Source organism: Runella defluvii, assembly GCF_014195535.1.
GTDB classification, from domain to species: domain Bacteria; phylum Bacteroidota; class Bacteroidia; order Cytophagales; family Spirosomataceae; genus Runella; species Runella defluvii.
Genome location: NZ_JACIBY010000016.1, coordinates 113,052 through 125,539, shown reverse-complemented (window position 1 = coordinate 125,539; position 12,488 = coordinate 113,052). Strand labels below are relative to the sequence as shown.

The 12,488-nt window shown below is 46.8% G+C and carries 9 protein-coding genes; all 9 read right to left on the bottom strand.

The features are described 5' to 3' along the window. Positions 1–96: 96 nt before the first annotated feature. The 9 genes from FHS57_RS26540 to FHS57_RS26500 all read right to left on the bottom strand — a co-directional run bounded on the left by FHS57_RS26540 (position 97) and on the right by FHS57_RS26500 (position 12,471). Positions 97–840, bottom strand: a complete 744-nt coding sequence (locus FHS57_RS26540) for a DUF5602 domain-containing protein (protein WP_183979025.1) — start codon at positions 838–840, stop codon at positions 97–99. Positions 841–1,015: 175 nt separating this feature from the next. Continuing rightward, positions 1,016–3,784: an ATP-binding protein gene (locus FHS57_RS26535; RefSeq protein ID WP_183979023.1), complete on the bottom strand. Its 2,769-nt coding sequence runs from the start codon at positions 3,782–3,784 to the stop codon at positions 1,016–1,018. Positions 3,785–3,940: 156 nt separating this feature from the next. Beyond that, entirely contained in the window at positions 3,941–5,041 is a 1,101-nt protein-coding gene (locus FHS57_RS26530; protein ID WP_183979021.1) for an endo-1,4-beta-xylanase, read from the bottom strand. A gap of 27 nt (positions 5,042–5,068) precedes the next feature. After that, entirely contained in the window at positions 5,069–5,404 is a 336-nt protein-coding gene (locus tag FHS57_RS26525) for a hypothetical protein (protein WP_028522894.1), read from the bottom strand. A gap of 80 nt (positions 5,405–5,484) precedes the next feature. Beyond that, entirely contained in the window at positions 5,485–6,915 is a 1,431-nt protein-coding gene (locus tag FHS57_RS26520) for a family 43 glycosylhydrolase (RefSeq protein ID WP_183979019.1), read from the bottom strand. 26 nt (positions 6,916–6,941) lie between these two features. After that, the gene (locus FHS57_RS26515; protein ID WP_183979017.1) at positions 6,942–7,697 is read right to left on the bottom strand and encodes an acetylxylan esterase; all 756 of its coding nucleotides are present in this window, start codon (positions 7,695–7,697) and stop codon (positions 6,942–6,944) included. Positions 7,698–7,883: 186 nt separating this feature from the next. After that, complete coding sequence (locus FHS57_RS26510; protein ID WP_183979015.1) at positions 7,884–9,812, bottom strand: alpha/beta hydrolase-fold protein; 1,929 nt, start codon at positions 9,810–9,812, stop codon at positions 7,884–7,886. Positions 9,813–9,962: 150 nt separating this feature from the next. Beyond that, the gene (locus FHS57_RS26505; RefSeq protein WP_183979013.1) at positions 9,963–11,354 is read right to left on the bottom strand and encodes a glucuronyl esterase domain-containing protein; all 1,392 of its coding nucleotides are present in this window, start codon (positions 11,352–11,354) and stop codon (positions 9,963–9,965) included. Positions 11,355–11,367: 13 nt separating this feature from the next. Then, on the bottom strand, positions 11,368–12,471 hold the full coding sequence (locus FHS57_RS26500) for an alpha/beta hydrolase-fold protein (protein ID WP_183979011.1): 1,104 nt from the start codon (positions 12,469–12,471) through the stop codon (positions 11,368–11,370). Positions 12,472–12,488 lie beyond the last annotated feature (17 nt).

The following is a 12,488-nucleotide window of genomic DNA, read 5'->3' as shown; positions in this document are numbered from 1 at the left end:
AGAAAAAGGAGGTAGGAACATTTCGTCAAATGCTCCCTAAACCTCCTTCCCTTTCTACCATGAAAGATTATGAGTAGGGTATTGAAAAACGATTGGTTATTGCATCATCATTAGGTCGTCGAGGCTCACCACGATGTCGTCGCCCACTTGCTTGATGCTGTATTTCATCGGATAGTAGCCCGCCTTTGCAAACTTGGTCGGTAGCGGCATTGATTTGGTCAAGTTCGGCTTGCTGCTCAAAAACTCGTGACTTACCATTGGTTCAATAAATGTCATTTTGCCATCGTACGAACCATAGATAAGCGTTTCGGTAAACTTGCCCTTTCCTGATAATTCTGGAGACGCAGGGTCGGCCCAGTGAACCCCCATTTCAGGAACACCCGCAGGGAGGCGGATGTAGTTGGTAGGAATGTAGCCCGCCGCAGGGAGGTTGTCAAATTTGGCAGGAGCTACTGGATACGCAGGAATTGCCTTCCGCTCTGCAAGCGCCTGAATGTAAAAGTGCATGTCAAAGTGGGCTACGTCGTAGGTGCCTGGCGGCTCGTGTCCCGTGTGCAGGTAGTCGAGCATGATGTGGTCAAAAGGCACTTGCCCCACCGCTTCGTTGGGCAGACTCAACACCAGCGCAATTCCTCCGTGCGGTAGGTTGTCGAGCGCGCCTTTGGTCATGGTGAAGCCCAAAGAAGAAGGCTTGTTGTCGGTCGTGAATTTAATCCAAGAATACGCCTTACCGTTTCCGATGTTTTGCGACGCCCCCGTGTAAGTAGGTGCTACGTTTTCGTCTTTGGTACATCCGAGCATCATCGCTGCCGCGAATAATAATACAAGTAGTTTTTTCATGATTGAGATGAGTTAAAGTGATACCCAAAATTCAGGATTTGTGAGACACAGGTGTTATCTCAAAATGGACTTTCTTTAACTCATTTTGAACAAAAAAAAAAGCCCCTCAGAGGAGCTTTCAATTTTTATTAACTCATTTTTGACTTTCTTTAACTCATTTTTGACAAAATGCCGTTTATGGCCACTCGGAAGGGCTTTTTTCGTATTTTTCAAAAAATACTTTTGAGAAATACGACAGGCTTTCAAAGCCCACTTTGTAGGCAACTTCCGACACGGTTGCGGTCTGATTGGCGAGCATTTCGGCGGCTCTTTCGAGTCTAAAATTCCGCAAATATTCAATCACCCCCTGCCCCGTACTGGCTTTCAACTTGCGGCGAAGCTGCACCGACGAAACGTTCATCGTCTCCGCAAAACGCTCCACATCAAAGCCACTTTCTCCCAAATGTTGCATGAGTACTTCGTGGCAGCGTTGCATAAATTGCTCATCACTGATGCGATTTTTAAGCGCTATTTCTTCCTCCATTTGGCTTTGCTGAGCCCGTTCGAACGCCTTGTTTTTCGTATATTTTTGAAGTAAAATCTGACGTTGTCTAATCAAATTCCGAACCCTCACCTGCAACTCTTCCCGATCAAAAGGCTTCGACAAATAATCGTCAGCGCCAAGTTCCAAGCCTTCCAAGCGGTCGGTTAGGGTCGCTTTGGCCGTCAACATCACAATCGGAATATGGTTCGTGAGTTCATTTTGTTTCATGGCTTTACACAATCCAAAACCGTCGAGCCGAGGCATCATCAAATCACAAATGACAACGTCGGGCAGTTCTTCAATGGCTTTTTCCAACCCTTCTTGTCCGTCGCTTGCTTCTAATAAATAGTAATGGGGGGCAAAAATTTCCCGTATGTACGCCCGCAGTTCGGGGTTATCTTCCACAATCAACAACACCTCTTTGCCTTCATTGGTGGGGGTTTCCATCGGCAATTCTTCTACCAAAAGCGCTTGTTCTTTTGGCATATTTATGGGTACAACCGCCTGATCATTGGCCGCTGCACGCTCTTCCAACATCGGCAACATCACCGTAAAAATAGAGCCTTCGCCTACTTTACTTTCTACATGGATGCTTCCTTTCATCACTTGTACCAACTCTTTCACCAACGCCAGCCCAATGCCCGTTCCTTCGTACGTACGGTTATCGCCGCTGTCAGCTTGGTAAAAACGGTCGAATATGCGTGGCAAACGCTGTGAGTCAATCCCAATACCAAAGTCTTGCACCTTCAGGAGAAGTTGCGTTTTTTGGAAATCAACCCGTACCTGTACTCGTCCACTTGGGGGCGTAAACTTAAACGCGTTCGAGAGGAGGTTGGTCACGATCTTTTCAATTTTATCTTGGTCAAAATCAGCTATATAACTCAACTGATTTTGCTCGTACTGAAAAAGAATTTTCTTGTTTTGCGCGAGCGATTCAAAGGAGGCAAACAAATAATTTAGAAACTGGGCTAAGTCACTTCTTTGCAACTGCATGTCCATTTTCCCCGCCTCCAGTTTGCTCAAATCCAACAATTGATTGATCAGCGCCAACAATCGTTCGGCATTTTGTTGCATTACTCGAAAAATATCCCGTTCTGGAAATTCTCGCCGCAGGTCTTTGAGGGGCGACAAAATCAGCGTCAAAGGCGTCCGAAATTCGTGAGAAATATTGGCGAAGAAGCTGGTTTTGAGGTTATCTAGTTCTTTCAAACGGCTGTTTTGCTCGATGCTGAAATGCAGTTTTTGCTCCGCAGAACGAAAAATTCCCCCGAGGAAAATGACAAAAACGAAAATCTCTCCCAAAAACAACAAATACGCAATCGAATACACGGGTTCGTATTCAATCCAGCCCAACAGTCGAATGTACAACAAGGCGTAGCTAATCATCCCCAATATAAAAGGAATGGCGTAGTATTTTTCAATGGCGATTTTTTTGACAATGGAATAGAGGTACAAACCAGAAAAATACGTTGCCGAAATGATGATGCTATACACCCCCAACTTGAGCCAATACCACTGATAATCAACAAAAACAATGATACTCTCGAAGATGGTCAGCCCAATAATGCTCATGGCAATGAGGGTGTGAATTTTCGAAAACTTCCCCTTGATTTGGGTAAAATACACAAAAATCCCGCCGCCCAGAGTCACGGAGTTATAGAACAAAAAATCAATTTTTTTAGCAACGTCGGGGTCGTCCGTAAACCAAGGGCCAGCGATATTGAGATACCCCCAAAAAGCAAACGTCTTGATGACCGTATGCAGCGAATATAGCCTAAATGCAAAATTGTTGATGATGAACAAACTAAGCGTAAGTACCAAAAACAAACGAAAAATAACCAAACCGTTGAAGAAGCTTTGGCTGGCATATCCCTCTAGTTTTGATTTATAGTATGTTTTTTCTGAATGCAACCGCAAAGTCATGTAGTGGCCGCGTTTGCTGGTTACTTTGACGTAGATGTTTTTGCGTTGGTTGGGGCTAAGGTCAACGGTAAAGGTCGGGTCTTGGTCGATGAGTTTTTTCTCTTTCTCAACCGTCAAAATCTTCTGTTGTTTATGCGAAAATTTTTGTCCCGTCGTGTCCGAAATATAAACATCCAACTGCTCCACCAAAGGGTTTGTCCATACCAAAATCCAGTCTTTATTGGTAGAATTGGTATTTTTTAGGGAAAATCGCACCCAATAAATATCATCAGAATAGGGAAAAATAATGTGGTCTTTGGGCGACTTTTTGAAGTTCATCGCAGTCACTTGCTCCAACGTCAGTTTGCCCGTCGAATCCTTTAAAATTTCAATGGAAGAAGTAATGTTTTTCGGAATCTTTTGGTCTTCCGACAAAACAATTTCTTGAGAAATTCCCTGCTTAGGAAAGCCATAAACTGCAATTACAAAGAAGAAAAGTAGTTTTATGTAGTTTTTCATTATCATCTCACCTCATTTGAGAAAAGAGTCAAATATACCTAAATCTACCCAAAACCAATCTTATAGCAAATAAAAATAGCCCTAAATATGCCTTATTACAATAGATGATTTAGGTTGTAGATACGAACCCAAAACCACCTATTGTAAAACTTTCACCTACTTTTTCAACGCTACAACCGAGTAAAACGCGGGTTTTGGCTGGTTATTACGGTCAAAAAGCAACGGGTAATTAGTACGTCCACGCACAGGCCAGCCGTTGAGCCAGCTGTTCGCGTCGTTAACACCCCACAATGTCACGCGGGTAACTTTGTCTTTATGCTTCAAAAACAATTTGAATAAAGCTTCATAATCCGCCGCCAACTGCTTCTGAACGTCGTCGGGCAAGCCTGCCGTGTAAGGATTTAAGCTGGGATTGCTGGCCATGCGCTGGTTCACATCGGCTCCCTGAAAGTTGCGGGGAAGCACCTCAATGTCCAGCTCAGTGAACATCACTTTTAGTCCCAGCGCGGCGTATTGCAGAATACTTTCTTCAATGTCCTTGAACGGTACTTTGCCCACGTGCCAGTGTCCCTGAATCCCCACGCCATCGATGCGCGCGCCCGACGCTTGTACTTTCTTGATAAGCTCGATGCAGCCCGCGCGTTTGGCAGGTTGTTCGTTGTTGTAATCGTTGTAGTACAATTCCACATTCGGCGCGGCCTGCTGCGTGAGGCGGAAAGCTTCGGCAATGTAGCCTTCACCCAGATAATCTAGGAAAACAGTTTTGCGCAACGTTCCGTCTTCGTTCAAGGCTTCGTTCACCACATCCCACGAAAAGATATTGTCTTTGTAACGACCTGCCACGGTTTTGATGTGGTCGTTAAAAAACGTTTGAATGGAGTCTTTGCTGTGAACACCACGAATGAACGACGGCAACTGACTGTGCCAAACCAAGGTATGACCGTTGATTTTGATGTTGTGTTTTTTACCAAAAGCAACCAGTTTATCGGGCACGACAAAATCATAGGTATCCCATTTAGGATGGATTAACGCCGATTTCATCACGTTTTCGGGCGTTGCCATGTTAAACTGACTCACAATCAATTGGGTCATCGCAGGGTCACGCTCCTCAATCTGGCCATTGTTCAAGGCCGTTCCGATGCCAAAATCGTTTTTAAAGGTATCTTTCAACGACGGAATGGATTGGGCAAAACCAGTGGTCGCTCCCGCCATCAGAATGGCCGTACTTACAGCCTTCACGCTTTTTTTTGAAAACATTTGATTATTGGGTTAATGAATAAATAACTACTGCTTGGCGAGCTTCATCTCACCGCGCTCACTTTTTACAACCAGCTCTTTTTCAGAAACCAACTCGCCTGTGTAGCTCATTTTGCGGTCGTTGAATGAGATGGAATAAGAAATTTTTTTGCCTTCTACTTTGCCTTCTTCAATTTTGGCTTCGCCAAACTGGGTTTTCCACGTGCCAGTCAATTTGTCACCTTCTACTTTGAAGGTATAATTGACCTCAAATGTGCCGTTAGGCGTTTCGCGGCTGCCTTTCCAGTTGCCGTCAATGGGGTTTTGCGCCATGGCTACAAAGCTGGCGATTGATAAAATCAGAGAAAAGAATAGGGTTTTCATTGGATTAATTGGGGGTTTTTGAGTGAAACATTTATTGAAAAAAAGGTTATACATTTGCTTATCAGCTCTACAGAGCACAATTAATGCGCCCTGAAATTCCATTTAGAATTATCACTTTCGAAGTCAAATTCGGCAAGCATCGGTGTGCTATCTCCTGATGATACCAATGCCAGTTTTTTGCCCGAATTTGGCACTACCTTGGGCATTATTCGATAGGTACCATCCGTTAGCTGGTCTATTCGCCATAATTGTTCTGGACTACCTGTAAAGACGGGGACAGTTATTACCTGAGCATCTGCGGTTGCGGATAATGCTCGTTCGGTACCTGCTAATACAATTTTGTAATAGGGACCGCCTAAATAACCAGTAGAGTCAGGTGCATCGGTAATGGTCCATTTTTGGTGAGGGCGATGCATGTAATCACCTATGCGTACATTAATATTACCTGTTGGCCAATTTTTAATCACATCAGCTAATTCCTGCGCAGGCACTGGTTTAATAGGCTCGGTATTGGCTTGGCTAAAGCCTCGCTGGGCAACAGCCATTCTGCTAAAATCTACGGCGAGTTCTAAACCATAGCCTCTTCTAACCGATTCTATTTCAAAGGTTCCCTCTTTAAATTTTTCACCAGCGATCGGCCAGCCATCTTTCCATACTATGGGAAGGATACCCAATACACTGCGACCGCCCTGATCTAAATCTGCCTCATAATGAATTGACATTTTTTCAACACCTTTTTCAAGAATTATTCGTCCAAAATGCCCGGGGCCTATAAGTCGCCCACGCGTAGCCACCACCATTTTTCCACCACCTTCCATCATGCTTCTACCTACATTATCAACGTACGGCCCGGTTACTTTTTTGGAACGGCCTACGACAACATTATACGTTGAGTTGGCACCATCGCAACAGCTCCCGTGGGTAGCAAGTAAATAATACCAGCCATCGCGATATATCAAATCAGCAGCCTCACAAACTATGGCTACATCTACAGGTTTATTTCCATCTTTGAGTTTCCCTGTTTTTGGATCTAGCTCAATAATGCGAGTGAATCCATAGTAAGTACCGTAGGCTAACCAGAGGCGGCCTGTGGTAGGGTCTAACATGATTCCAGGATCTATGGCGTCGTTTTCTTCGTAACCATCAGAGGTAGCCACTATTACGGGTTCAGAATACTTAAAGTCGGGCGATTTTGGATCAAGTGTCTTATTCCACATTGTATAGATAATACCTTTGTGCGAAGGGCTACCACCAGTTGCTCCATAAACCACCAGATAGCGATTGCCAATTTTGATCGCATCGGGAGCAGCACCCCCACCTGGCCTGACACCGCCTCCAAACCACGTCCAGCCATCTTCTGATATTAACCCTCCGCCACCTGTTCCAAAGGTGTAGAATTTTCCGTCACATTCTACAATCGTTGAAGGGTCATGGATGAAAGGTTTGCCTACCTGAGCTAATACAGTAGTTGAAAGTAGTACTGATAAAAAAAGAATAAGTTTACATTTCATTTCTGTGTTAATATTTTGATTAGATGTTAATCTTTGCTGATACTGATATTTTTGACAGGTTGGTCCTTTTCGTCAATAAAACGAAGGCAAAAATTAGCCATCCCCGGGCCGTTAATTACTGCCCCGCGAATAATATTTCTCCCCTTTTTTAAGGTTAATATGGGTGAAGCCACGTTGTCAACTATCATATCTCTGTCACCAGAAAGCATCAGTATTTCTTGACCATTGAGCCAAAACATTCCTCCCGAATTACATCCAGCAGTCATTCTTACATTTTGTATTTCCTCTGAACAGTCAATGACGGTAACCAACCAAAAAAGTAAGCCATACTTCGGTTTGTTGATGTCATAGGAAAAATTGAACAAATTAAAATTAAAGGTTTTACTGTCCAGAGCATACCAGTTGAGCGCCTGATTACCAACGTTTACCATTTCACCAGCCTTTGGTATCATTAAATAATCTTCCGAAAAATTATTGTTCTTGAACTCACTGCGTAAGTAATTGTCGGTGAAAATATTATTTCTTGCTATGTCTTTCTTGATTGGTTCTAACACCAACCACCTATGAATAAAACCATTGGTATAGGGAGCTATTTTAGTGTTGGTAGCCAATTTAAAGTGCCTTGTTAATGTATGTGTGGTGTCGCCTTTTATAGGTATTGGGGGCAGCGGTGCTCTTTGCTGAGCAGGGGGCTGCGCTATGGCTTGGTGTATAAAAGTTTGTCCACTAAGCAGAATGCTCAATGCCAAAAGTGGAGAGAATAATTTTTGTATGCTTTTCATCGTTTGGTTTCTTTTCAACAAGTTGTTTTTCACCTGTAATTATATTTTCAAAATTCCCCCACTGTTCATGTTTTCGGACTAACTACTTTACCTATCTGGCTTCGGCTTCACCCAGATACCAACAATCAAAAGTTGTTTTCTGCGCGAAGCCGAAGGGAACTCCTACTCTACATTCCAAACCATCGTTTATTTAAACAACAACTGAGAAAATCCGAACAGGTCATGCCGCCAAACGGGCCACGTATGTCCGCCTGCGTATTCGCTGTACTGGTACTTGATGCCCATGTCGTCGAACTTCTTCATCATAATCTGGCAATTGGCGTGGGCAATATCTTCTTTCCCGCCCTGCGAAATCCAGAATTGTTTGATGTTGGCGTTGATTTTGTCTTTATTGGCCTGCATAAATTCATACTGAGGATCAGAGAGTTTGGTGTTATTAGCCCACCAGCCCGAACTGAAAACCCCGAGGTAGCCGAACATATCGGAGTTGCGAACACCAGCGTGTAATGTTTGCAAACCACCCATCGAAAGCCCCGCCAACGCACGGTTTTTAGCGTCGGTCAGGGTACGGAAATTGGCTTCCACAAACGGGATGACGGCATTTTTGAGCTCGTTTTCAAACTGGTTTAACTGCTGCATCCCAAAACCTGCCACGCCGCCGCCGTTGCCGTAGAAATTCCCGTCCACCATTACAATCAGCATGGGTTTGGCTTTATTTTCGGCAATCAGGTTGTCGAGAATAACGTCCGTACGGCCCTGCGTTGCCCAACCGCGCTGGTCTTCGCCACCGCCGTGGAGGAGGTACATCACGGGGTATTTTTCAGAAGATTTGTCGTAACCCGGAGGCGCATACACGTACATTTCGCGCCACGCGTTGGAGGCTTTCGAGAAGTATTTTTTGATACGAATGTCGCCGTGCGGAACGTCTTTAAGGGTATAAAATCCGCTGCCTTCGTACGGGATTTCGATGCCGCTAGCCATGCGCCCCATGCCGTAGAACGATTCGCTGGCAGGGTCGGCAAGGGCTACCCCGTCGATGATGAGCGAGTAGTAATGAAAGCCACGGCTGATGACATCGGTTGTCACATTCCAGAAGCCTGCCGTATCTTTCACCATGTCGTATTTTTTACCCAAGTCTATCTGAACTTTCTGTGCCTGAGGAGCTTTAACTTTGAAAACTACGCGATTATCAGGCAGAATCTGCGGGTATTTGCCGTTGCGGATGTTGGTTGCCGCAGGGGTTCCCAGCACCGAATACGAAGGAAACGACGCCGTATCGACGGGTTTAAACAGGAATTGCGAGAACATAAACAACCCGTTTTTCCACACCTTAAAGTCGTGTCCACCCGCTTCGAGGTAATAGATGTGCGGTACGCTGTTTTGGTATAAATAATCGTGGGTGCGTTTGCTGAACGTGATGAGTCCGTCGGCATCGCCGCACGAAATCCAGAGTAGCTTCAGCTTTTGCTTGGCGTCTTCGGGATTGGGTACTAACTCCTGCGGAACTTTGGTGTTGGGCGCCGAAGAAAATCCGCCCACCCAAGCGAATTTGTCCAGATTACCCAACCCAAAATTCAGCGATTGCCCACCTCCCATCGACAAGCCCGCAATGGCGCGGTGTTCGCGGTCGGTGAGTGTCGGGTATTTTTTCTCCACAAACGGAATCAGGTCGTTGAGCAGGTCTTTTTCAAAGGTCGCGAAGGCCTCCACCTTGTCTTTGTCAAAGATATTTCCCACGGCGCGGTCGTCTTTCATGGCGCGGCCGTTGGGCATCACCACAATCATGGGTGCGAGTTTTCCGTCAGCGTACAAATTGTCCAGAATCACCTGCGGATTGCCTCCTTTGAGCCACTCTTTTTCGTCGCCACCAATGCCGTGCAGCAGGTACAACACGGGGTATTTGGTCTTTTTGTTAAAATTGGGTGGCGTGTAAATGAGTGCTTTACGGGTGCTGCCAACCGTTTTGGATTCGTACTTCACCGTGTCCAGTTTACCCGTGGCAATGCCCGTTCGGACCTGATCAAAACTTTTGGGCATTTCTTTGTCGGTAGGTTGAGCGTGCAAACCGCCCACAAGGCCGAAAAGTGTAAAACTAAAATACAATAAATGCTTCATAATGAACACTTTGTTAGATAAGCAATTTCATTTCTTTCTTTCTCTTGCAGAAGACCGCTGAAAAATACAAACGCAGATTTTCGCTGAAAAAAGCTTACTAAAACGATGAATCTGCGCCAATCTGCGGGTAAAACTCTATACCATTCTACTTCATTCAAAATACTTACAGTCACCCCAATAGCGACAGGCCCACGCAATCCACGTGCTCCAGTTGGGGCCTGTACTATGTCCGCCTGCGTGTTGCCGAAACGCGATTTCTCCGTCAATCAGCGGAGTGCCGATGCGGGGAAATTCGGAGGTTCCAAGGTCTTTTTTACCAAATAGTTTGTAAACAGGTCCCGCATGGACACCCGCCAGAAACATGCCTTTGGCATCCACCCACTGCCCTTCTACCTGCGGCGAACCCGAGCTGATAAAAACGGGACGGGGAGCCGACAACGCCACCAGCGAATGGCCATCGACGGGCATATCCTGCGGCGTGAGCGGCCCTGCGTACTTCAAAAAATTACCGCAAAACCAATGGTATTCGCCCGAACCTGCCAGATTTTCGACCTGCTCGCCAAAGATTCGGCGTAGAATCTTGGCACCGCCAGCCCCTGATGACCCGATGAAAGCCAGCGAGAAACGAGGCTCAAAGGCCATAGCAACGGCGGTGGCTTTTCCATAGCGCGAAAGCCCTTCGATGGCAATGCGCTTGGTATCAACGTTCTTGTCCGTTTCAAAATAGTCAACGGCACGGCTGGCACCCCACGCCCATGCCCGCAATGCACCCCAATCGTCTGGCTTTCGGAATTGCCCCTTGTTGCACAGGCCGATGATGCCTTCGGTCAACCCTGCGCCATTGTCGGCCTGAATGCTGGAGGGCACAAGGATGGCATAGCCCCAACCTCGGGAAATCAGTTGTTCTTTCCACGTCGGTTCGCCCGCCGACCCTAACCCAATGGGCTGAACGGGTGCATAATTTCCAAACGGTGAACGGATAAAGCCAAATTCCATGACCACAGGCACGGGACCCGACGCAGTTTTAGGGGTTGCGAGTACCAGTTCCATGTTGACACTGATGGATGGGTACGCCGAATTGTCCACCACGCCCCGCAGCGTTTTTTCTTTAATGGGTTGATTCCCAACAACCGTGTCTTTGACCGAAACCACCTGCCAGTTTACGTTCGGAATGACAGCGGGTAATCGACCATAAACTTCCCGTTCAAAATCTTCCACTAATTCAGGCCGCTTGGTAGCCACCCAGTCTTTGGCCGACTTTACTTTTTTCCCGTTTTTGAGTACCAACGGATCGGGTAATGTATAGGGCGGCACCTTCGCTTCGTCCCGATTGGCGGCATTGGGTGCCGAAGGGTTGCCCGATGGCCCCGAACGAAGCGATTGGATGCCTAGCTGGTTCAGCATTTGCCGATGGTCGGCCGCTGTTTTTCGCTGCATCCGTGCCATCAGGCTATCCTGTTCGGGCGTGCGGCGTGGTTGCTGCGCAAGGGCAGCTGTCAGGGCAAGTAAACCATGCAGACACAGCAGAACCGTTTTTCTCATCTGATTTTTGGTGTTATTTCTTGAACAACATCGGGGCCAATTGGTACAAACTCCGACGCCACGTCTGGAACTCGTGGGCAGTGCCTTCTGAAACGTACGACACCGCGTTGAAGCCCGCCGCTTTCAGTTCTTCCGTCGCTTTTTTGACGCCGTCGGGGCGTTCTTTGCTGCCGCAACTCAGGAACACCAGCTTTACTTTCGATTTGTCGGTGATGTCGGTTGGGGCATAAACGCCGCCGCTGAGCAGTCCGTAGTACGCAAACACGTCAGGATTATTGAGCGTAATCATTTTGGTTTCCATGCCCCCCATCGACAAGCCCGCCATGGCGCGGTTGTCTTTGTTGGCCAGCGTACGGAAATTGGCGTCGATGTACGGAATCAACTCGTTGATTAACACCGTCTGGAACGGCTCAATCTTGAATTCACGGATTTTGCCAAACTTCACCTCGTTGGTCATACCGTAAGTATTGACGATGATAAATGGCTTGATTTTTCCTTCGGCAATCAGGTTATCCATGATTAAATTGGCGCGTCCCTGATTCATCCATGCCGTTTCGTCTTCGCCCCAGCCGTGCTGCAAATACAACACAGGGTATTTGTCTTTCCCTTTTTCGTAGCCTGCGGGTGTATAGACAAACGCCCGACGCGAAGTGCCCGTGCTTGGCGACGGGAAAAGTACTTGCTGCACATGGCCGTGCGGTACGTTTTTGAGGGCATAAAAATCCTGATCTTTGGCAGGAATCTCAATGCCGCTTTCCCAGCGCACCGAGCCGTAATAATTGAGCGTGCCCGGGTCGTTGAATTTCCCCCCGTCAATTTTGACGTTGTAGTAGTGAAAGCCTTCGTCCATCGGGCCATCGGTGGTGCCCATCCACGTGCCGTCTTCAGCTTTGGCGAGTTTTGTGCCACCTTTGCCCCCCAGCCCCAAACTTACCCGCACGCTGTCGGCGGCAGGCGCTACGATTTTGAAGCGGGCGTAACCCTGAGAATTAACCATCGGGTATTCCTGACCCGGCTGGTTGAGGCTGGACGGTTTGAAGTCCTCGGCGACTTGGGCCTGACAAAGTCCGATGGACAGTGCCGAAGCCATAAAAGTTGATAAAATGCGGTTTTTCATCATCATAAGGGTTTATA